Annotated in this window: 19 protein-coding genes; 5 read left to right on the forward strand and 14 right to left on the reverse strand. The window is 41.1% G+C overall.

Annotated elements, in window-relative coordinates:
• Positions 1 to 90: 90 nt before the first annotated feature.
• Positions 91 to 822, reverse strand: coding sequence for a M48 family metallopeptidase (locus H5203_RS18595; protein ID WP_145241412.1), 732 nt, complete (start codon positions 820 to 822; stop codon positions 91 to 93).
• Positions 823 to 907: 85 nt separating this feature from the next.
• On the opposite strand from H5203_RS18595, the gene H5203_RS18600 reads away from it, so the two are divergent.
• The 3 genes from H5203_RS18600 (at position 908) to H5203_RS18610 (ending at position 6,468) form a co-directional block, all read left to right on the forward strand.
• A complete protein-coding gene (locus H5203_RS18600; RefSeq protein ID WP_145241414.1) occupies positions 908 to 1,888 on the forward strand; it encodes an ion channel in 981 nt (326 codons plus the stop codon).
• 249 nt (positions 1,889 to 2,137) lie between these two features.
• Positions 2,138 to 5,479: an MHYT domain-containing protein gene (locus H5203_RS18605; protein WP_182820092.1), complete on the forward strand. Its 3,342-nt coding sequence runs from the start codon at positions 2,138 to 2,140 to the stop codon at positions 5,477 to 5,479.
• Positions 5,479 to 6,468, forward strand: coding sequence for a two-component system response regulator (locus H5203_RS18610; protein ID WP_182732488.1), 990 nt, complete (start codon positions 5,479 to 5,481; stop codon positions 6,466 to 6,468). The genes H5203_RS18605 and H5203_RS18610 overlap by 1 nt, the downstream gene beginning before the upstream one ends.
• Before the next feature lie 7 nt (positions 6,469 to 6,475).
• On the opposite strand, the gene H5203_RS18615 is transcribed toward H5203_RS18610, so the two are convergent.
• Entirely contained in the window at positions 6,476 to 6,865 is a 390-nt protein-coding gene (locus H5203_RS18615; RefSeq protein ID WP_145241420.1) for a VOC family protein, read from the reverse strand.
• The gene (locus H5203_RS18620; RefSeq protein WP_182758984.1) at positions 6,865 to 7,530 is read right to left on the reverse strand and encodes an HD domain-containing protein; all 666 of its coding nucleotides are present in this window, start codon (positions 7,528 to 7,530) and stop codon (positions 6,865 to 6,867) included. The genes H5203_RS18615 and H5203_RS18620 overlap by 1 nt, the downstream gene beginning before the upstream one ends.
• Before the next feature lie 138 nt (positions 7,531 to 7,668).
• Between H5203_RS18620 and H5203_RS18625 the strand changes: the two genes are divergently transcribed.
• A complete protein-coding gene (locus H5203_RS18625; RefSeq protein ID WP_145241424.1) occupies positions 7,669 to 8,859 on the forward strand; it encodes a class I SAM-dependent methyltransferase in 1,191 nt (396 codons plus the stop codon).
• A 34-nt stretch (positions 8,860 to 8,893) separates the two neighbouring features.
• On the opposite strand, the gene H5203_RS18630 is transcribed toward H5203_RS18625, so the two are convergent.
• The 11 genes from H5203_RS18630 to pspA all read right to left on the reverse strand — a co-directional run bounded on the left by H5203_RS18630 (position 8,894) and on the right by pspA (position 20,268).
• Entirely contained in the window at positions 8,894 to 9,190 is a 297-nt protein-coding gene (locus tag H5203_RS18630; RefSeq protein WP_145241426.1) for a PilZ domain-containing protein, read from the reverse strand.
• Positions 9,191 to 9,198: 8 nt separating this feature from the next.
• A complete protein-coding gene (locus tag H5203_RS18635; RefSeq protein ID WP_145241521.1) occupies positions 9,199 to 9,576 on the reverse strand; it encodes a PleD family two-component system response regulator in 378 nt (125 codons plus the stop codon).
• A gap of 72 nt (positions 9,577 to 9,648) precedes the next feature.
• Complete coding sequence (gene hrpA / locus H5203_RS18640) at positions 9,649 to 13,536, reverse strand: ATP-dependent RNA helicase HrpA (RefSeq protein ID WP_182820093.1); 3,888 nt, start codon at positions 13,534 to 13,536, stop codon at positions 9,649 to 9,651.
• Between the two features lie 170 nt (positions 13,537 to 13,706).
• Positions 13,707 to 14,051 carry a 4a-hydroxytetrahydrobiopterin dehydratase gene (locus H5203_RS18645; protein ID WP_145241430.1) on the reverse strand — a complete coding sequence of 115 codons (345 nt, stop codon included), beginning with the start codon at positions 14,049 to 14,051 and terminating at the stop codon, positions 13,707 to 13,709.
• A gap of 9 nt (positions 14,052 to 14,060) precedes the next feature.
• A complete protein-coding gene (gene phhA, locus H5203_RS18650) occupies positions 14,061 to 14,858 on the reverse strand; it encodes a phenylalanine 4-monooxygenase (protein ID WP_145241432.1) in 798 nt (265 codons plus the stop codon).
• A 212-nt stretch (positions 14,859 to 15,070) separates the two neighbouring features.
• Complete coding sequence (megL, locus tag H5203_RS18655; RefSeq protein ID WP_145241434.1) at positions 15,071 to 16,252, reverse strand: methionine gamma-lyase; 1,182 nt, start codon at positions 16,250 to 16,252, stop codon at positions 15,071 to 15,073.
• 140 nt (positions 16,253 to 16,392) lie between these two features.
• Positions 16,393 to 17,439: a TIGR01620 family protein gene (locus H5203_RS18660; RefSeq protein WP_182718140.1), complete on the reverse strand. Its 1,047-nt coding sequence runs from the start codon at positions 17,437 to 17,439 to the stop codon at positions 16,393 to 16,395.
• A complete protein-coding gene (locus H5203_RS18665; protein WP_220491307.1) occupies positions 17,436 to 18,851 on the reverse strand; it encodes a YcjX family protein in 1,416 nt (471 codons plus the stop codon). The genes H5203_RS18660 and H5203_RS18665 overlap by 4 nt, the downstream gene beginning before the upstream one ends.
• Before the next feature lie 58 nt (positions 18,852 to 18,909).
• Positions 18,910 to 19,311, reverse strand: a complete 402-nt coding sequence (gene pspC / locus H5203_RS18670) for an envelope stress response membrane protein PspC (RefSeq protein WP_145241438.1) — start codon at positions 19,309 to 19,311, stop codon at positions 18,910 to 18,912.
• Positions 19,308 to 19,541: an envelope stress response membrane protein PspB gene (pspB, locus tag H5203_RS18675; RefSeq protein ID WP_145241440.1), complete on the reverse strand. Its 234-nt coding sequence runs from the start codon at positions 19,539 to 19,541 to the stop codon at positions 19,308 to 19,310. Before pspB ends, pspC begins: the two co-directional genes overlap by 4 nt.
• A gap of 67 nt (positions 19,542 to 19,608) precedes the next feature.
• On the reverse strand, positions 19,609 to 20,268 hold the full coding sequence (pspA, locus tag H5203_RS18680) for a phage shock protein PspA (protein WP_145241442.1): 660 nt from the start codon (positions 20,266 to 20,268) through the stop codon (positions 19,609 to 19,611).
• A gap of 187 nt (positions 20,269 to 20,455) precedes the next feature.
• On the opposite strand from pspA, the gene pspF reads away from it, so the two are divergent.
• Positions 20,456 to 21,514 carry a phage shock protein operon transcriptional activator gene (gene pspF / locus H5203_RS18685; protein WP_145241444.1) on the forward strand — a complete coding sequence of 353 codons (1,059 nt, stop codon included), beginning with the start codon at positions 20,456 to 20,458 and terminating at the stop codon, positions 21,512 to 21,514.
• The last annotated feature ends 11 nt before the right edge of the window (positions 21,515 to 21,525 follow it).

Below are 21,525 nucleotides of genomic sequence, written 5' to 3' on the forward strand. Positions count from 1 at the left end.
TTTATTCTCGGTAACTTTATTCTCAGTAACTTTTTCCTCGGTAACTTTATCCTCGCTAACTTTACCCTCGGTAACTTTATCCTCGCTAACTCATTCGACTACCCATTGTAAACTCGCACCGTGTTGCCTTAACCATTTTGTTGCTTGCTTATAATCAGGATAAAACTCACTGACGCGCTGCCAAAATGCGGCACTGTGATTTAAATATTTCAAGTGAGCTAGTTCATGCACAATTACATAATCAATAATACTCTGCGGCGCACTGGCTAATAACAAATTAAAGGTCAATTCTCGTCGTCGATTACAACTGCCCCAACGACGCTTATAAGTATGAATGCGAATACTGCTAGGTAAAGCCTCTGCCATTTTTAGGCAATAAGCATGTACACGCATTTCAATATAATTTTCTAATTGCTCATGTAAAAAACTTTCGAGCAAGGTTTGGTACATTGGCTGCTGATGCTTAACCCGTCCAGAAAGATTTAGCTGTAACACATTCCCCTGCTGATTTTTTACTAGCTGCCATGCGCTGCGCGAGCTGACACCATAAGTCAGTATCATAGGTTGTGAAAAAACCAGTACGCGATTATCTTGTAATGGGTATTGGCGAGTATCAAGCATTTGACTTTGCTTATTAATTTGCGCATTGATCCAGTCAGTTTTACTTAGCAGCCAGCTTTCAAGTTCCTTTTTAGCAACCCCAACAGGCGCATAAACTGTGACACTTTGTTGCTGGACTTTGATAGCGACAGTTTTGCGGCGGCGACTACGTTTTAATGTATATTCAAACAAACCTAACTCTTGTAATTGACCGACAGTCATTGAACTAATTAACAGGTCACTATAATACCTTGCAAAATAACTGCTAATCTATAACTAAGTAGAATTAAATAAAGCGATATCAAACATGCCTGATAAGCCTTGTTGTCGTTATACCTCTCCCGATGGCCATCATTGTCAAGAAACAGACATGGGCTCAGGTTTTTGTTTTTGGCATGATGCCAAATTTGATAAGTCAGGCTTAGATCTGACCCAAAAATTAGAGCGCTATGCAAAAAAGGGAGGATTATTACAGGGATTGCAATTAAAACGCGCTAACCTCAATGGGCTTAATTTGATAAAACAAGATGATGAGGATGGTTTTGATTTATCTTACAGTAATTTTTATCGTGCAACGCTCACCAACGCTCACCTGTTTAATAATAAAATAGCCCACAGTTCACTGATGAAAGCCAACTTGCACGAAGCAAGCCTGCATTACTGCAACCTACAAGATACAAATTTATTGGGTATAAAACTAAACAACACCCGTATTGATAACATTGAGCTAGGCGCTGAACTATTACAGGAAAAACAAGCTAAAGCAGCGCTTAAACATACAGATAAAAGCGCAGCCCTTGACTTATTTGAACAATCAGAAGAAATATTTCGCAATTTACGTAAAGCATCAGAACAACAAGGCTTATTTGAACTGGCGGGTAATTTCACGTACAAAGAACTGCGGATGCGTCACGCACAATATCCACGGGGTTCAAAAAAACGATTAGCCTCGAGCTGTATTGATATGTTGTGCGGGTATGGTGAAAAGCCTGAAAATGTGATCCGTTTTAGTTTGTCACTGATCATCTGCTGCGCCCTGTGTTATTTTATTTTTGGGGTGATGGATGCTGGTCGTATTATGCAGTTCAATCCGGCGGCAACATTAAGTGATAATTTATTAGCCCTACTTAATAGCTTTTATTTTAGCGTGGTTACTTTTACAACCTTAGGATATGGCGATATTACTCCGGTTGGTTTCTCCCGATTCGTTGCTGCAGTTGAAGCGTTTTGCGGGAGTTTCTCTCTGGCACTATTCGTAGTCGTATTTGTCAAACGTATGACCCGATAATTACCGATTACTTTATCTGCGAAAATAAATAGTTCAGCTAAATACCTGCTATAAAACTGGTTATAAATGATGCTATCATTACGCACAATGAAACTTAGCGAATTGATTTTAAAAAGTTTTTGATTTTGTTAAATTTTGCAGCTAAATATGTAAACAAATAACAGGCATTTGCGCAAAATTAATTAATTGTCTTAACATATATTTCAGGTGATATTAGTTATTACTGAAATAACAGTGTATTGAGCCGTTATGCTTACCGCTTTTTTTATTACCGATCACGATCCGAGCCTTCTTATTAATGGTGTTTATGACCCATTTTTAGTCGCTCTGTCTGTTTTAACGGCTATTTTCTCTGCATTTTTTGCAACTTACATGATCGATCTGGCCAAAGAAACACGCTTCAAAAGTTATCAAAAATTAGCCAACTCAACGGCTTCCTTGGTACTTTCTGGCGGTATTTGGAGTATGCATTTTATTGGTATGTTGGCATTTTCACTGTGTACAAATATCAGCTACGACCCAACACTCACCTTTTTATCTTTCATTCCAGCATTTTTAGCCTGCCTAACTGGCGTGTCATTATTAGTAAAAAATAACGCCACTATTTTCAGTTTAATACTGCCCTCGGTACTACTCGGCGCAGGTATCGGCACTATGCATTACAGTGGTATGGCAGCAATGGAATTGAGCCCGCTGCTACGCTACGATCCATTGATGTTTGGGTTGTCAATTATCGTTGCCGTTGTACTGGCGTTTATATCTTTATATGCTCGCTTTAATATTAAAAAGCACCTCCCAACACTAAATTCTTTGCAGACGCGGTTGATCAGCGCAATCATTTTGGGTTTTGCTGTTGCAGGTATGCATTACATGGGAATGGCGGCAACACGGTTTGTTGCAACCTCGCCATTAATTGGTAATGACAGCGCCAGCTCAGAACTTACATTTGTTGCTATTAGCGTAGTGTTCGCCACCATTATTCTAACCGCGATAGTTGCTATCATTAACGGTATGGTACGCTATCGCATGTTACTTGAAGAAAAAACAGGGAATGAATCTCGCTTAGAGGCTATTTTATCGACCGCTATAGATGGCATAGTAACAATTAACAATCGCGGTATTATCTTAAGCTTTAATAACGCTGCAGAGAATATTTTCGGCTGGCATAGCACTGATGTAAAGGGTAAAAACATAAAAATGCTGATGGCAGATGATATCGCAGCCGAGCATGATGAATATCTATTAAAGGCACATCACATCGATTTAGGTAAAGTTATTGGCGTCAATCGTGATGTTCTTGCTAAACATAAACAAGGTCACCTATTTCCTATTCGCTTAGGTATTGGTGAAGCAAACCAGCCAGGACAAGAGTCAATATTTGTTGGCTTTATTACTGACTTGACTGAGCAACGCAAACTACAACAAAACCTCATAGCGAAAGAACAACAATACCGCTCGCTGATGAATAATATGCCTGGCGTGGTATTTCGCTGCCAGTTGGATAAAAGCTGGAGCATGATTTTTATTAGCCCTAGCATTAATGAAGTAACTGGCTATGTCCCATCGGAATTTATCAATCAGCATATTCAGTTTAGTGATTTGATTTTTAAAGATGATAACAAACGCATCAATAAATCGGTCGAGCAAGCGATCGCTGCTAAATCGCAATACTCAATTGAATACCGACTACGTCATCGAAGTGGCAAGCTAATTTGGGTGCTTGAGAAAGGTAGCTTTGAGTTCAACAAGCAAGGTGAAGCGATTTGGATCGACGGCGTTATTATCGATATTAGTGAACGTCGTGAATACGAAGATAAATTAAAGTTGGCGAAAATAGCCGCCGAAGATGCAGCTCAAGCCAAACAGTCATTTATGGCGAATATGAGTCACGAAATTCGCACACCGATGAATTCGATTATTGGCTTTAGTGATTTATTGATGGATACCCCACTTGATCAAGACCAACAAAAGCACTTAATTATCGTAAATAATGCGGCTCGCTCGCTGTTACGGCTATTAAATGAAATATTGGATTCTGCAAAACTTGAAAAAGGTAAGCTGACCATTGAATTAGTGCATTTTAATCTTCAAGCGGTGCTTGATAGTATTATTTCTACATTTTGGTTAGAAGCAAAAAAGAAAGATCTAGAACTAACACTTACCATCAAAGAGTCTGTTCACCCTACTTATTACGGTGATCCAGACCGAATTCGCCAAGTTTTAACAAATTTAATTGGTAATGCAGTTAAGTTTACAGCTCAGGGTTCAGTGAATGTCACTGTCAGTACGACACAAAATAATTACTTATTTTTTGAAGTACAAGATACCGGTATTGGTATTGCTAAAGATCGTCTTAAAGCGGTATTTCAGCCTTTTGAACAAGCTGACGGGACTACTACACGTCGTTTTGGTGGCACTGGACTTGGTACTACTATCAGTAAGCAACTCGTTGAGCTGATGGGTGGCATAATCAACGTAGTCAGTGAAGAAGATAAAGGCAGCTGCTTTTATTTTTCATTGCCTTTAGAGGTCGGTGATGAAACCCAAGTCAATTACTTTGATAAGTTGCATACGCAATTACCTAAGCTGCGCATTTTAGTCGTTGATGATATAGCACAAAATGTTGAGCTACTACAGTTATTATTGTCGCGAGATCAGCATACGATTAGCTCTGCAAGCAACGGCTTAGAAGCGATCGCTATTTTTGAAAAACAAGATTTTGATGTCATTTTAATGGATATCCATATGCCTGAATGTGACGGTATTGCCGCGACCGAAAAAATTCGTGAAATTGAGCAACAACGACAGCTAAAAAAGACTCCGATCATTGCGCTCACCGCCAGTGTCTTACAGCAAGATAAATTAACGGCTAGAAAAGCGGGTATGAATGGCTTCGCCAATAAGCCTGTTGATATCAATCAATTGAATCAAGAGATTGCGCAAGTGCTTGGCTTTGGTTTAAATATAGAAACGCAAATTGCTCACATTGATCCCGCAGCACAGCATATTGATTTTAAAAAAGGACAGCAACTTTGGGGCAGTAAGTGTAAACAGCTGAGCGAAATACACCGTTTTTTTAAAGAGCAGCAGGCAACATGTGACATTATCTTTAATGATGGACTAAATGCCTTAAAAGATATTAATGGCACATTACATACCCTTAAAGGCTTATCTGGTAATTTAGGTTTACCGACTATGATGGCCCTACTTTCAACCTTAGAAAACAGCCAAGCCCCTGAGCAGCAGGCGCAAATAATTCAGCAATTGCAGATAGAGTTTAATGCGGTCAATGAGTTGTTAGCTAGAAAAACCAGCAGCTGTATAGCAGTGCAAAGCAGCGAAAAAAATACCCAAGTACTATCGCTCAGCGAATTTAAAATACTGTGTGAACAACTGCGTAAAGACGCAGAAAATGCAGAGCTCAATGATGAGTTGTTAGCAACATTAGCAGACAATGCCCCCGCTACTTATCAAAGTGATGTGGATGCATTAATCGAATATTTCGACCAGTTTGACTTTGACAATGCCCAGAGTACTCTTATTGCATTAATAGAGCTGCTCAGTCAGGCAGCAAATTTGGAAACACACTGATGGACTTAATAACCGAACGCCCACGAATTCTTATTGTTGATGATGAACCCGCCAACCTTAAAGTCATGCGCGAAGTATTAGGGAATCAATATCGCCTCTCTTTTGCTAAATCGGGTGATGCCGCGCTCGCGTTAGTTGAAAAAGAGCCACCCAAACTCATTCTACTCGATATTATGATGCCAAATATGAGTGGTTTTGAAGTATGTCAGCTGCTTAAACAAAACCCTGCTACTGAGCATATTCCAGTCATTTTTGTGACTGCACTTGCGGATGAAAGTGATGAGTTTAAAGGTTTTGAAATTGGCGCGGTAGATTACATAACCAAGCCTATTAGTCCTGCAATCGTAAGAGCGCGTGTTAAAACTCATTTATCCCTAGTTCAGGCTGAGCAGCTAAAGTTGGCTCACGTTGATTTAGTCCATCGTTTAGGGTGCGCTGCCGAGTATAAAGACACCGATACTGGCGAGCATATTGTGCGCATGAGTAAATACAGTAAAATTTTAGCACTAGCCTATGGAATGACTGAACAACATGCTGAGCTTCTCAAACAAGCAGCACCGATGCATGACATTGGTAAAATCGGCATTCCCGATGCAATCTTGCTTAAACCAGGGAAATTAACAGCCGAAGAATTTGAACACATGAAACAGCATGCCAAAATCGGCGCTAAAATTTTAGCAAACTCGTCATCGCCGTTATTGCAGCTCGCCTATATACTTGCGATGGAGCATCATGAAAAATGGGATGGATCAGGTTATCCAAACGGTCTTAAAGGTGAGGAAATTTCGATTGAAGGACGTATTGTGGCAATCGCCGATGTATTCGATGCACTTACCTCTAAACGTCCCTATAAGCAAGCTTGGAGCGTTGATGAAGCCATAAGTCATATGCGCGAGCAAGCTGGTAAACACTTTGATCCTCAGCTTATCGCACTATTTGAAGGCCAGCTAGATGCTGTTTTAGCAGTGTACTCTGCCTACCAAGGCTAACCATATGCTAGATGTTGGCCGAGATATATGCATAGTCATGAGAGGTGATTTCGTGACTATTACCACTTAAATCCTGAAAATAAACAGAGTATGTAACTTTGTGATCAGCAACCACGGTTTTAATATTTAAGTCAGCCAAATGCTTAAGCCAAGCGATAAACTGCTCTCCAGATGCGCCAAATGCAATCCCTTTACTACTGCCCTCTCGCTCAAATAACGCTAAGCGAATAGTTGCCGCAGGATCTTCTAGTGTTAAAGGCCCAGTACCCTCATCCCAAAAAGCAAGCTCTGGCACAATATTAAATCCAAGGACTGTTTTGTACCACGTGACGGCTTGCGCAAGGTTAGTCACATTTAAATGGCAATGATCGACACCAGATAAAGTAGGCATTGCCATTAGCCAATCTCCGACTTAAGTTGTTCAATAAATACCTGCATATATTCAGTACGACGCACCGCTTCTGCTTTTGCTGAAGGTGTATTCATACTCTGTGCAATATGTAATAGCTTGATGAAGAAGTGATCTAATGTATACAAGCTGTCATCCGGGCTGCGGTGGGCGCAAAATGGATCGTCAGGGTGATATAAATTGCGTCCGATTGAGCCCCCTACTTTCATACAGCGGCTGACACCAATTGCTCCTAAGGCATCCATACGATCAGCATCTTGAACGATTTGTGCTTCCACACTTTCAATTGCAATGTTAGCGCTAAAACTATGGGCTACAATAGCATGATGAATGGCATCAAAATATTGCGAGTCATACCCTATTGACGCTAAAAATGAAATTGCTTTATCTGCGGCCATTGTTGAAGCTTTAGCGCGATCCGGGTGGTTTTTAGCCACTGCAACACAGTCATGCAACCATGCTGCGGGTAACACCACGTCCATCGAAGCATCTTCAGCAAAGCAGAGCTGTTTTGCAACACGCACGACTCGTTCAATATGGGTAATATCGTGGGCGACATCAGCACTCACTAACGACAAAATAAAAGCACGGCAATGATTTTCTAGCTGTTGCAACGGCTCAGATAATACTAAAACGGGCAAACGTTGTTCCATAAATCCTGTAATTTCAAATTAATGCATTGAATTACTGTTACTTTACCGCGGTTATAGGCTGTTGTGCAAAACATTCATTGTATGTTCGAGCCTGCTTCACTAAAATACGCTCTTAATTTATCCGTAATGAGAAGCCTAATGTCATCTGTCGTATACCTAGAAGCTGGTCGTGAAAAATCACTAAAAAGAAAACACCCATGGTTGTTTTCAAAAGCCATCAAAAAAATAAAAGGTAAGCCAGGTTTAGGTGACACAGTGACCATTCACGATAGTAATGGTAAATTTTTAGCTACAGCGGCTTACAGTCCGCACTCACAGATCCGCGCGCGTGTTTGGAGCTTTGATGAAACAGAAATCATCGACCAAGCTTTTTTTGAACGTCGCTTACGTCGTGCCTTTGCGGCACGCGAGCAAGTAATTACTGAAGGTGGCTTAACGGGATTTCGGTTATGTGCCGCCGAGTCTGATTTTTTACCAGGTGTAACCATTGATAAATTTGACAACTTTTTAGTGTGTCAGTTATTAAGTGCCGGTGCTGAGCGCCATAAAGGTGAAATAGTTGGCGCTTTAATCGCTATTTTCCCAGGCTGTAACGTGTATGAGCGCTCTGATGTCGATGTGCGCACCAAAGAAGGCTTAGAGCCGACTATGGGCGTGTTATGGGGTAATAAGCCTGAGCAGCCAGTATTAATTGAAGAAAATGGTTTTAAAATTGAAGTAGACATTCTCGAAGGTCATAAAACCGGTTTCTACCTTGATCAACGTGATAGCCGTGCTGCATTAGAGCGTTTTTCAAAAGATAAAAGAGTACTTAACTGTTTTAGCTACACAGGTACCTTTTCATTGTATGCACTGCGTGGCGGCTGCGAGCATGTTACTAACGTTGACGTATCGCAACCCGCGCTTGATACCGCAAAACGTAATGTCGAGCACAATAATCTTGATTTAGATAAAGTTGACTTCATAAAACAAGATGTATTTAAATTACTACGCCAATACCGTGAAGATGGGGTGTTATTCGATACTATCGTTATGGACCCACCTAAATTTGCTGATAACAAAGCACAACTAACGGGTGCGTGTCGTGGCTATAAAGATATCAATATGATTGCCATGCAAATTCTTAAACCAGGTGGTACGTTGCTTACGTTCTCATGTTCAGGTTTAATGGAGCAAAATTTATTTCAAAAAGTGGTTGCTGATGCAGCCCTTGATGCTGGTAAGGATTTGTTGATCATGGAGCGTTTAAACCAAGCTGCTGATCATCCAATCGCAGGCAGTTACCCTGAAGGTTTTTACCTAAAAGGCCTGATCTGTAAAGTTTACTAAACTGACTGCAACTAATTAACCTGAGTTCATCAGGTTAATTAAACTGCATTATTTCTAGCCCAGCGGTTACCGTGCCATCACTTTCTTTGCTGGCACGAACGACTTTTGCTGTTGCATCAAGTGGTGCAATGGCAGGGCTGGTCGAATCAATATTCACCTTCACAATGGTGCCCAGTTCAAGTAATTCATCCAACTGCAGTGACAACCCAGTTGCACTTAAATCGACACATACAGCATCAAAATGTTGATCAGCGACTGGCTCAAGTGTGGTTAATTTTGCCTGTGCATTTAATTGCATACGTCTAAAATTACGTTTATCTTCATTTAGCATAATAACTCCTAAACAACCGTATTGATTTTTTCTAATAACCCCACGACCGAAAAAGGCTTCACCACATAGGCATCGCAACCGGCATCAAAACCAGCTTGTTGTTCCTGTACGGATTCTAAGCCTGACACCATAACAACAGGAATATTACGAGTTTCAGGGGTGTTCTTCAACATTCGACACGTGTCGTAACCATCTAGGCCGGGCATACATACATCGAGTAAAATCGCATCCGGTGGATTTGCAATAGCCGACGATAAACAGCTCTTACCTGATTCAGCATAACTGAGCTCAAAATCCGCTGATAAAGCGACTTTGAGCATTTCAAAATTAAAGTACTCGTCATCTACAACTAGTAAACGCGGGTGTGTATTAGCGGATGAGCGCATGGTTAATATCAGTTCCTTCTCATCTAACAAATATTTCCTTCCAAGGTATTCGATGTTTACTAAATACCAAACTCAATCAATTTCTTTCAGAGCATTCAATACACGCTTAGCTGAAATCGGATACGGTGTCCCTAACGTTTGCGCAAACAAGGATACTCTAAGCTCTTGTTGCATCCAAAAAATATCCTGCAATTGTTGCGGAGCAGGCATTCCATGCGGCACTTTTTTCAGCTGTTTTTGATACTCTTGAGCAACCTTTTCTAACTCAAGTACACATAATCTGTCACGATTTGGATCAACTGGCAACTTTTCTAAGCGTTTTTCTATTGCTTTTAAGTAACGAATTAAATCACTAAGTTTGTCTGCGCCATGATTTGAAACAAAGCCTTTGAATACCAAAGATCCCAGTTGGCTTTTTATATCTCCATGTGCAGTGATCATGGTTAAATCAACTCGCCCTTTCATTTTTTTATGTAACGCATGCGCAATACTCAACACTTGCTCAACTTGGGTTGCAATAGCAACAACCGCATCGCCGAGCTCACCGCGCACGTGCTCTTTTACTTGCTCAAACGCTTGTTCGGTGCGTACATCGCCTAATTTTACCAATAAACTGTCAACACCTGCGGCAATACAGTCATCAATTAAATCAGCAACCTTACCAAACGGATTAAAATATAGACCTAATTTAGCCTTATTGGGTAAGTTTTGTTGCAAATATTTTATCGGCGAAGGTACATTCAGTAATACCAAACGGCGTAACCCCTGCTGATGGGCAGTTTGCGCTTTAACTTCGTTATCAAATAGCTCCACTGCCGCCGATGATTTTTTATCTACCAGCGCAGGATACGCTTTGATTTCATACTGGCCTTGTTTTTTCACATAGGATACCGGTAACTTGCCAAAATCCCATTGCAATAGGTCAGCTTTTTCAATGCCTTTATCTGCCACTTTAGACAGCGTTTGCGTCACTTTACCCTGCAATTGCGCTTTGAGTTTCGCTAAATCCATACCTCGGGCAAGTACATTATCTTTTTCATCACGAACTTCAAACTGCAGTCTTAAGTGAGTCGCAAGGGTGGTTAAATCCCAGGCCTCTGGATCAACTTTTACACCTGTCATACGTAATAAACGCGTACTGAGTGCCTCAATGAAGTTACCTTGCATAGGCTCGATTGCTGCAAGAACCGCATCTGCGTAATTTGGCGCAGGCACAAAATTACGACGTAGTGATTTAGGTAAAGATTTAATTAAACCGGTGATCAACTCATGACGAAATGCAGGAATATGCCAGTCAAAGCCAGCTTCTTCTACTTGGTTTAGTAAGGCCACCGGAATTTGCACTGCAACCCCATCGACCGCTTGGCCTGGATCAAAATGATAGCTCAACGGCAACATTAAATTACCTTGTTGCCATACATCGGGGTAATCAAACTCAGTAACACTATCAGCACCGTGTTGCATTAAATCATCACGTGTCATTTGCAAGTAATGTTTATCCTGCTGCTTTTGCGTTTTATACCATTTATTAAATGCTGCACGACTGTTTATTTGAGCAGGAATTTTCTTATCGTAAAACTCATATAAGGTTTGCTCATCAACTAAAATATCACGACGGCGGCTTTTATTTTCTAGAGTTTGAATATCTTCAATCAGTTCGCGATTAAACTGCAAAAACCCTTCATTTTGACCTAAATCTTGCTCTACTAAGGCACTGCGAATAAACAACTGGCGGCTAACTTTCGGGTCAATGTTACTGTACACACAGCGACGCTTTGACACTATGATCAGCCCGTATAATACCTGCTGTTCGAAAGCGATCACTGCGCCGGGCTTTTTCTCCCAATGCGGCTCACTGTAACTGCGTTTTACTAAGTGTTGTGCTAATGGTTCAACCCAATCGATGTTAATTTTGGCATTAATACGTGCATATAATTTACTGGTTTCAACCAGCTCTGCCGACATCAACCATTTTGGGCTTTTCTTAAATAATCCAGAGCCTGGGAATACATGAAACTGACTGTTGCGAGCGCCTTTATATACTTGCTTTTCATCTTTAAAACCAATGTGACTGAGCATGCCACTCAATAGCGCTTGATGGATTTTATCGCCATCGGCAACATTGCTGGTCGCTTTCATGCCCATTTCATTGCACACAGTACTGAGCTGATAAACGATATCTTGCCACTCACGAATACGCATATAAGCGAGCATATCCTTTTGGCACAGCTTTCTGAATTGGCTGTTACTTAGCTCACTTTGCTGCTCTTCTAAGTAATTCCATAAATTTAAAAAGGCGATGAAATCTGAATCAGGATCGTCAAAACGGCCATGCTTTTCGTTTGCAGCAGCGCGTTTTTCTTGCGGGCGCTCGCGTGGATCTTGAATCGATAACGCCGCCACAATAATAATCACTTCACGCAGCGCACCCAGCTTTTGTGCTGTTAGTACCATTTTAGCTAAACGCGGGTCAACCGGTAAGCGGCTCAGTTCAATACCCGATTTAGTAAGCTGCGTATTGCTATTATGACGAGTGGGTTTAACCGCTTCAAGTTCCTCTAGTAACGTTAAGCCATCGTTGATATTACGGCTATCTGGTGCTTGTACAAATGGGAACTCGGCCATATCGCCCAACCCTAAGCCAAGCATTTTTAAAATAACGGAGGCTAAGTTAGTACGTAGTATTTCTGGATCAGTAAACTCTGGGCGCGAATTAAAATCATCTTCAGCATATAAACGAATACAAATACCCGCTTCCACACGGCCACAGCGGCCTTTTCGCTGATTGGCACTGGCTTGTGATATTGGCTCAATCGGTAAACGCTGCACTTTAGTACGATAACTATAACGGCTAATGCGCGCGGTACCAGGATCAATAACGTATCGAATACCCGGCACAGTAAGTGAGGTTTCAGCAACGTTGGTCGATAAAATAATATGACGACGACTATGGGGAGCAAAAATACGGTTTTGTTCTGCGTTAGAAAGGCGCGAATACAAAGGTAAAACATCCGCTCCTTTTAAATTACGTTTACTAAGGGCATCAGCAGTATCGCGTATTTCCCGTTCACCATTTAAGAAGATTAAAATATCGCCTGGGCCTTCTTGGCACAGCTCATCAACGGCATCAAAAATACCTTGCAGCTGGTCGCCTTCAGCCTCCATATCATTTTTATCAATTTCAACCAAAGGACGATAACGCACATCCACCGGAAATGTTCGTCCTGACACTTCAATAATCGGTGCATCATTAAAATGCTTTGAGAATCGCTCTGGATCAATGGTCGCAGAGGTAATAATTATTTTTAAATCAGGACGCTTTGGTAATAGGTTTTTCAAATAACCTAAAATAAAATCAATGTTTAAACTACGTTCATGAGCTTCATCAATAATAATGGTGTCATACTGGTTTAAAAATCGGTCTTGTTGAATTTCCGCCAGTAAAATACCGTCAGTCATCAACTTTATATAGCTGTTATTTGATACTTGATCGCTAAAACGAATTTTAAAACCCACTTGCTGGCCAAGTTCACATTGCATTTCATGAGCAATCCGATCCGCGACACTGCGCGCAGCCAAACGTCTTGGTTGGGTGTGACCGATATAACCATCAACGCCACGGCCAAGTTCTAAACACATTTTAGGAATTTGCGTGGTTTTACCTGAGCCGGTTTCACCCGCGATAATAACCACTTGGTTATTGGCGATAGCCTCTTTAATGTCGTCTTTTTTCTGACTGACGGGGAGCTGCTCAGGGTAAGTTACTTTAGGTAACTGAGCTAAGCGCACCTCTCGCAATTGTTGGCTACGTGCTATATCTGCAGTGATTTTTTCAATCACGGCTGCTTGTTTTGTTTCATCGGTTATTTTTTTTATGCCGTGAAGGCGTTTTTTAAAGATGAATTGATCTTTTCTTAAACACGTTTTTAGTTCACCAAACAATTGACCTAGGTTAACCACCCGCGACTACCTTATAAAATTTGAGTAAAGACGAGCGATTGTAGCAAACTTCGCCGCAGGGGTTAACTTTGCTGCGATATAAAATGTAATAACCAAAGCTTAAAACAATAAAAAAGGCGCTAATTAAGCGCCTTTCATGTTCTTTGGGCAGAACAATTGCTGTGTTTTATTTATAGAGCAGCGAAAACTTCATCTGTTTTGGCAGCGCAAATAAAATCATTTTTGTGTAAGCCTTTAATTGAATGGCTCCACCACGTTACCGTTACTTTGCCCCACTCTGTTAGCAAGCCCGGGTGATGGCCTTCATCTTCAGCCATATCACCTACTTTATTAGTAAAAGCGATGGCTTGTTTAAAGTTTTTAAATTTATAAACACGCTCTAATTGCATAATACCGTCGCGTACTTCAGGCACCCAATCTGGGATCATTTTAATTAATTCAGCTAACTCGATATCTGATACTTGTGGAGCGTCTACGTGACAGGCTTCACATTTTTGTGCGCTTAATGATGACATCTTAAATCCTTAACTTGCTAATTTTTCTTTAGGAGGAAATTTTGGGTCATGTAACCCTAATTCTTTTGCTTGCGCAACTAACGCCATAATATCCAGCTGTGAAATATCAAATAAATCATGGATAGAATTAATGGTGTAGTACAAAGGCTGCATAATATCAATTCGGTACGGCGTGCGTAATACATCCAATACATTCATCGGGTTGATCTCGGGCTTATCTGAATACACGTATTGTGTTTCACCTGGACTTGATAAAATACCGCCACCATAAATACGCAGGCCATCATCTGTTTGCATTAGGCCAAACTCAACCGTAAACCAATACATACGGGCAAGGTAAACCCGATCTTTTTTCTCGGCAGCGTAACCTAACTGGCCATATTTATGCGTAAACTTGGCAAAATCAGGATTAGTAAGCATTGCACAATGACCAAATATTTCATGAAAAATATCAGGTTCTTGCAGGTAATCAAACTCTTCACGGCTACGAATAAAGGTTGCGACTGGAAATTGCTTATTTGCTAATAAACGAAAGAATTCATCAAAGTCGATTAAAGCTGGCACAGGCGTAACTTGCCAGCCGGTAGTCGCTAGTAATACTTCATTAAGCTCACTTAACTGCGGAATACGGTCATGAGGCAGGTTTATTTTTTCAAGCCCTTCCATGTATTCATTGCAAGCTTTGCCTGCAATACATTTTAGTTGGCGTGCGACTAGTTCTGACCATATTTTATTTTCTGCTTCGCTCCAATGGATAACGCCATTTTCATCTGGTGTCTTGGAGGTGTATTTACTTGCTTTAGCCATAATAACCTTCTTAGTGTTAAACCGATATCGGTGTCAACCTGTTAAGGAGATACTAAGCAAATGTAAGGCAAAGTTTAATAGCTGAGACAATATCAGCTATTAGCACCAAACCGCCTTTTGTACACCAAACATTACACCTTAAGATCAAAAAGTTTACAGTGCTATTTTTAAAGGGCTAGAAGCAATGTAAATTGTAAGATTAAATTTACAGCCTATACAATAAAAGTAAAAGCGCGGTTAAGGTCGTTAATTATATCGTTAACATCTTCAAGGCCAACAGATAGTCTGATCAGACCATCGCTAATACCCGCAGCTGCTCTTTCTTCGGGTGAATACGGTGAATGAGTCATCGATGCCGGATGTTGAATGAGTGTTTCGGCGTCTCCTAAACTCACGGCGAGTGTGCACAATTGGGTATTATTAATAAACTGCTCGCCATCTTTTAGGCTGCCTTTTAATTCAAAGGCAATAACGCCACCAGAGGCTTTCATTTGCTTACCGATAAACTTAAACCCTGGGTGAGATGCAAGTCCGGGGTAATAAACGGTATTAACTTGGGGATGCTGCTCTAAAAATTCAGCAATAATTTGCGCACTTTCACAATGACGCTGCATTCGTATCGCTAAGGTTTTTAAACCACGATTAATAAGCCATGCATCGTGTGGACTGATTGTTGCACCAATATCTTTAAGTACGGTCATTTTAATTAATGTAATGTGCTCTTGACTGCCACACACCAAACCAGCCACAACATCACCGTGACCATTTAAATATTTAGTAGCACTGTGAACAATTAAATCAATGCCATAATCAATTGGCTTTTGCAGTAACGGCGTGAGAAAGGTGTTATCTATTACACTGATCAAATTGTGTTGTTTTGCCACTTGTCCTATTAACGCTAAATCAATTACCGCCATAGTTGGATTAACTGGGGTTTCGGCAAAAATCATTTTTGAATTTGGTTTAATTGCATCGCGTAATTGCTGCTCATCGGTCATATCTACAAACGTCACTTCAATCCCCCAACGCGGCAACATATGTGCGAAGAAAGCAAACGTACAGCCATACAAAGCGCTTGATGCGACTAAATGATCGCCTTGCGATAAAAAACTTAATACCGATGCAGAAACCGCGCCCATTCCTGTGGCTGTTGCTGCAGCGGCTTCGCAACTTTCAAGTTGTGCGACTTTTTGTTCAAGCTCTGTCGTCGTCGGGTTACCTAAACGGGTATAAATATAGCCCGGTTCTTCACCAGCAAAACGTGCTGCACCTTGCGCGGCACTGCTAAAATGAAACGTTGAAGTTTGGTATAAAGGAGCAGTAAGTGCACCATGCGGATCATTGGCTTTTTCTGGTCCATGGATACATTGGCTGTCGATGTGGAGTTTGTTCATTGTCTGATCTTTTTTGATTATTATTGATCCCATAATCAAAACGTATCGCAGGATAAAGCACAAGCATGCCAGATGCTCAGATGGCTATAAATTTGGATGTAGTTAGTACAGTGGCCGTTCACCACTGTACAGATTTATTGTCAGCTCGTTTCTTTCGTGCCAGCTCCTGACGGCGAAGCTTTGCGGCTCATAATTTTGCTGGCAATCAATTGCGCAGTACCTTTAAGCAAGCTGCGCTTATGCTCAAGTCGTGGTAAAGGACGGCTTAGTTCCATCGCTTTATAACCAATGCGTGCGGTAAATATACCCGCGCTTAAGCCTTGTGCTGCACGTCCTGATAATTTACCTAGTAATTCAGCACTGAGCGCTGTAGCAGCTAAATCCGATACTAACTCAGCACTGCCAACAAACATCACTTGCTTGATCAACATACGATAGAGCTTGATCCGGCTAGCATAACCAAATCCGATACCGTAAATCTTACCTATTTGCTCAATCAGTTTTGTGCCCCGCCAAAGCACTGCCATCATATCCACCAGCGCTAATGGACTTAATGCCACTAACAAGCCTGATTCAGTGGCAAAACGGTTGATCAGCTTTTTAGCTTGAGTATCTTGTTTCACTAACAAACTATCGGCGTACAAGGTCATGATCTCTTTATCGCTATGATGGCTATCAATGCTTGCTTTAAACTCATCAAAGCCGGTTAACTGCTGATGTTTATTGAGTTTTTCAAGCCAAGGTAGTGCCCCACCAACCTGTTCGCTATTGAGCAAGCGATCCGCTTCATGACGATGTAATTGATTGCGCTTTAAGCTGCGCAACATTCTATATTCGCGCCATAACAAGCGCCCCAATAACAACACGCCACTGAGCACTGCAATTAAATATACGCTGCCTAAGATGATGGATTGCTGAAATGTCACAACCATAGAAAATATAAATTCAGCTAACACTAAAGTTATAAAGCTAATCGCAAACACCCCTTTCAGAGTTTGCCATTTTGACTTTTTATAAACAGGGGTTAAATCAATCTCTTCATCTTGGGGCTCATCGATAACGTGCTCATATTCATACTCCCCTTGATCGATCACTTTAGCTGGGGTCAAGGTAAGTTCATTGTCTATTGGCTGTTCACTAGTATCAATACGTCTGCCGGCTTGAAAGCCTGAAGCGGTCTTGCTCATGTTAGTTTGTCTCCTAAAAGGTACTGCATGACATGATCTAAACGAATGTGTTTTAGTTGCTTGTCTGGACTTGGCATTGGTGCAAACGATAAAAACTCAAAACCATGGCTTGGCCACTCATCTTTATTGAGCATGCGCATTGGTGGCTGCGGTGGTAAGTAGGTCAACCATTGCGACTCTGATAACGGCTTACCATAAATACAATTGAGGGTTTTACCTTGCTCAACCACTTGTTTTGGCATGGTTGCCGTAATAGATGACATCGCCATAGTTTCTATTTTAACGCCATCAAATTTTAAGTGATTACTTTGCTCGTGCACTAATGAGTCCAACAACAGCGCTAAATCTTTATGGTGTGCACTACTAATATGATCTGACTTATTCGCAGCAAACAATAGTTTATCTATATTGGGTTTAAACAAGCGTTTTAAAAAGCCAGTTTCGCCATAGTTAAAATGCGCAAGTAATTGTTTGATCACATCTCCTTGCTCTTGCAACGTCTCAGGCCCTTCATTGAGCGCACTGAGCACATCAACAAGCACTATTTGCCGATCAAAGTTGCGAAAGTGTTGTGTATAAAATGGCTTAACCACTTCTTTCACATAAGCATTAAAGCGCTTTTGCAAGTGCGCCAAGTTAGACCCTGCAACCATCTCATCATTAGCCTGCGCAACTGGGAAAAACAGTAATAACGGTGCACCTTGTAATTCACCTGGCATCAGCATGCGTCCAGGTTGTAGCATCGCCAATTTAGTGTCTTTTTTAAGACTCACTAACAGTGTTTGATAGTGCGTAGCAATAGCGCTTAGCGCACTTTCATCTACTGGTGCTGTTAAATCAAGCTCGCTCAGTGCAGTTAAAAATGCCTGCGACTTTTCAACCCGAGGCGAGCGTTGTAGTAATGCATATTGCTGCTCACTCCACTGTTGATAGCTTTGCTCTAGCATGGGTAAATCAAGCAGCCACTCACCGGGGTAATCAATAATGTCTAAATACAAGGTTGATTGCGGTGCAAAGTGACCACGTAAGCCTGCGTCACTCCGGTATTTAATTGCTAGACGTAAAGTATTTATGCGCTCGGTTGATGCAGGCCAGTGTGGTTGCCCTTCAAGCGGCAATAAAGCACTCAGGGCTTTAGGGTAATCAAATGTAGGAATGGTCAGCGCTTGTTGTGGCACTATTTTTGTGGCGATATGGCGCTGTTGCTGCATAACATCAAAAAACGGTAAGTTTTTGTCTGTTGCTTGGCTGGTTAAATGCTTTACTAAAGCGGTAATAAAAGCGGTTTTACCACTGCCACTGAGGCCAGTTACCGCTAATTTTACGTGTTGATCTAAACTACGGTGAACAGCTTTTTCAGCCTTACCTTTGAGTTTATTAAAGGCGTTTTTTGCAGATGAAGTGTTTATCATAATGAGCTAGCACTTCAGCGCCATTATAAATTAGGTGGCTAAAGTGCTATTAAGTCCTTTACAGCTTATTGATTTCACGGCTAACCGTAAACTCGGTTGAAGTAACATAACGTTCCATATCTTGTAAACGTATATCAACACGTCCCAAACGGTCTTTTAAATCTTGTAAAGCACGACGTGGTGGCTCACCTTTTTGCCATACTTTAAATTTTACTTCAAGAGGATCTTCGTGTTTTGCCGCATCAGTTTTGCTTTGTGCATTGGCAGGTTTTTTATCTAAAATAAACCACGCTGCGATGTAAGCCACAACAAACAACGGGCCACCAGCTAGTAACACTGCCGTTACTACGATAATACGTACTAACCACAATTCCATATTGAAATAATCACTGAGCCCTGCACATACACCGGCTATTTTACCACGTGCAGGATCTCTTAGCAGTTCACGTTTAGCACTCATACCTTACGCCTCCACTGTGGGGCCTCTTGATCAAGTAGTGCTTCTAAAGTTTCTACTCGGTCAGCCATTTTATCTGCTTTTTGAGCAAGCTCAAGTAACTGGCGGTGTTCGTGTTCGCTCAAGCCTTGGCTTACTTGCTTTTTACTTCGGTAATGTAAAATTAACCAAAGGGGTGCTACCACAACCATAAAAATGATAATTGGAGCAACAAACACTTCTGCATCAAACATAACCCTCTCCTACACATCCATTAATTTATCAAGCATAGGGGGATGACTCCCCCTTTATTTATTATCTTTATTTATCAGCAAGCTTCTTTTTAAGTGCTGCTAATTCATCATCGATTTTTTCGTTTTGCTGTAACTCAGCAATTTCATCAGCCAATGACTTTTTGCCTAAGTCGTACGATTCTACTTGTGATTCTAGTCCATCAATCTTAGTTTCGTAGCGCTCAAAGCGATTTAATGCATCTTCAACTTTAGAGCTGTCTAATGCTTTTTTCACCTCTAGGCGTGACTCAGCTGAGCGTTGACGTAAAATAATCGCTTTTTGACGTGCTTTTGCATCCGCTAACTTGTCTTGTAGCGTACTTACTTCCTGTTGCAGCTTATCAATGTGAGATTCTATGTGACTGAGTTCATCTTCAACAGCAGCAACCGCTTGTGCTGACTTTTGCTTTTCAAGCAATGCAGCACGGGCTAGATCATCACGGTCTTTGCTCAATGCCAGCTCGGCTTTATCTTGCCATTGAGCGACTTGCTCTTTTAATGTATCGACACGACGTACTAATTCTTTTTTCTCTGCTAATGTTTTCGCAGAGGTTGAACGTACTTCAACTAATGTGTCTTCCATCTCTTGGATGATCAGACGTACCATTTTTTCAGGATCTTCTGCTTTATCTAAAATGGCATTGATATTAGAATTAACAATATCTGCAAAACGCGAAAAAATTCCCATAACATTTACCTCTGTAGTGTTTAACTTAATTGGTCTGCTGTTACTGTTACAATATGCTTGCCAACTTTATAAAACATAAAATACAGTAATATTTTCATAATGTTAAACTAAAAATACAAATTCCTTTAGTTCTCCCTAATTATGAAATACACTAACTGTTAGTAAAAATGACTAAGAGTTAGGGAATATGAGCCAATTTCGCCAACAAGATAATTTACTCGGCCAATCAGACAGCTTTTTAGCGGTACTTGATCAAGTTTCACAGCTGGCAAGTTTAGATAAACCAGTACTGATTATTGGTGAACGTGGCACAGGTAAAGAACTGATCGCCGCCCGTTTACACTTTTTATCAAAGCGCTGGGAGCAAAGCTACATTAAGCTCAACTGCGCGGCACTTAACGAAAACTTGCTTGAAAGCGAATTGTTTGGCCATGAAAGTGGTGCCTTTACCGGCGCAAGTAAACGCCACGAAGGACGCTTTGAACGTGCCAATGCCGGTACGCTATTTTTAGACGAACTAGCAAATACCTCTGCCATGGTGCAAGAAAAACTATTACGGGTAATTGAATACGGTGAATTTGAGCGAGTCGGTGGCAAACAAACCGTCAAGGTCGATACTCGCTTAGTCTGCGCAACCAATGAAGACCTTCCTTATTTAGCCGAGCAAGGTGAATTTAGAAGCGATTTACTCGACAGGCTCGCATTTGATGTAATCACTTTACCGCCACTGCGCGAACGTCAGGAAGACATCATGTTACTCGCTGAGCAATTTGCGATGAATATGGCCCGTGATTTGGACTGGCAACTATTCAGTGGTTTCACCCGCAGTGCTGTGGAAATACTGCAAGGGCATGATTGGCCAGGTAATATACGTGAACTTAAAAATGTCGTGGAACGAAGTTTATATCGCCATGGCAGTGAACATATTCCCGTTCACCAGATTATTTTAGACCCATTTGAAAGCCGCTTTAGACCCAAGCAACGAATTAAAAAACTCCCCACTAAAGCCGTAGAAGCAGCTCCTGTTGCAGTTGTCGCCAATGAACCGATAGTTGCAACAAGTACCCCGCAATTTCAGTTTCCATGTAGCTTAAAAGACCTCTCAAATGAATTTGAAATTGATTTAATAAAAAAAGCGCTTGAATATAGTCAATTTAATCAAAAGAAAACTGCAGAAGTACTTGGTTTAACGTATCATCAACTACGAGGCTATTTGAAAAAATACAACTTGTTAGATCAACAATAATAGTCAGAGGC

This window comes from Pseudoalteromonas sp. SG41-1 (assembly GCF_014164575.1).
GTDB classification, from domain to species: Bacteria; Pseudomonadota; Gammaproteobacteria; order Enterobacterales; family Alteromonadaceae; genus Pseudoalteromonas; species Pseudoalteromonas rhizosphaerae.

Bases quoted from the DNA above. Each gene is read 5' to 3' on its own strand.
- phhA (WP_145241432.1), bottom strand. From the start codon at position 14,858: ATGGCTAAAGCAAGTAAATACACCTCCAAGACACCAGATGAAAATGGC.
- H5203_RS18635 (WP_145241521.1), bottom strand. From the start codon at position 9,576: ATGCGCTCATCCGCTAATACACACCCGCGTTTACTAGTTGTAGATGAC.
- H5203_RS18625 (WP_145241424.1), top strand. From the start codon at position 7,669: ATGTCATCTGTCGTATACCTAGAAGCTGGTCGTGAAAAATCACTAAAA.
- H5203_RS18595 (WP_145241412.1), bottom strand. From the start codon at position 822: ATGACTGTCGGTCAATTACAAGAGTTAGGTTTGTTTGAATATACATTA.
- H5203_RS18645 (WP_145241430.1), bottom strand. From the start codon at position 14,051: ATGTCATCATTAAGCGCACAAAAATGTGAAGCCTGTCACGTAGACGCT.
- pspB (WP_145241440.1), bottom strand. From the start codon at position 19,541: ATGTTTGATGCAGAAGTGTTTGTTGCTCCAATTATCATTTTTATGGTT.
- pspF (WP_145241444.1), top strand. From the start codon at position 20,456: ATGAGCCAATTTCGCCAACAAGATAATTTACTCGGCCAATCAGACAGC.
- H5203_RS18615 (WP_145241420.1), bottom strand. From the start codon at position 6,865: ATGGCAATGCCTACTTTATCTGGTGTCGATCATTGCCATTTAAATGTG.
- H5203_RS18610 (WP_182732488.1), top strand. From the start codon at position 5,479: ATGGACTTAATAACCGAACGCCCACGAATTCTTATTGTTGATGATGAA.
- H5203_RS18660 (WP_182718140.1), bottom strand. From the start codon at position 17,439: ATGAGCAAGACCGCTTCAGGCTTTCAAGCCGGCAGACGTATTGATACT.
- H5203_RS18620 (WP_182758984.1), bottom strand. From the start codon at position 7,530: ATGGAACAACGTTTGCCCGTTTTAGTATTATCTGAGCCGTTGCAACAG.
- H5203_RS18665 (WP_220491307.1), bottom strand. From the start codon at position 18,851: ATGATAAACACTTCATCTGCAAAAAACGCCTTTAATAAACTCAAAGGT.
- pspA (WP_145241442.1), bottom strand. From the start codon at position 20,268: ATGGGAATTTTTTCGCGTTTTGCAGATATTGTTAATTCTAATATCAAT.
- H5203_RS18630 (WP_145241426.1), bottom strand. From the start codon at position 9,190: ATGCTAAATGAAGATAAACGTAATTTTAGACGTATGCAATTAAATGCA.
- H5203_RS18600 (WP_145241414.1), top strand. From the start codon at position 908: ATGCCTGATAAGCCTTGTTGTCGTTATACCTCTCCCGATGGCCATCAT.
- H5203_RS18605 (WP_182820092.1), top strand. From the start codon at position 2,138: ATGCTTACCGCTTTTTTTATTACCGATCACGATCCGAGCCTTCTTATT.
- pspC (WP_145241438.1), bottom strand. From the start codon at position 19,311: ATGAGTGCTAAACGTGAACTGCTAAGAGATCCTGCACGTGGTAAAATA.
- megL (WP_145241434.1), bottom strand. From the start codon at position 16,252: ATGAACAAACTCCACATCGACAGCCAATGTATCCATGGACCAGAAAAA.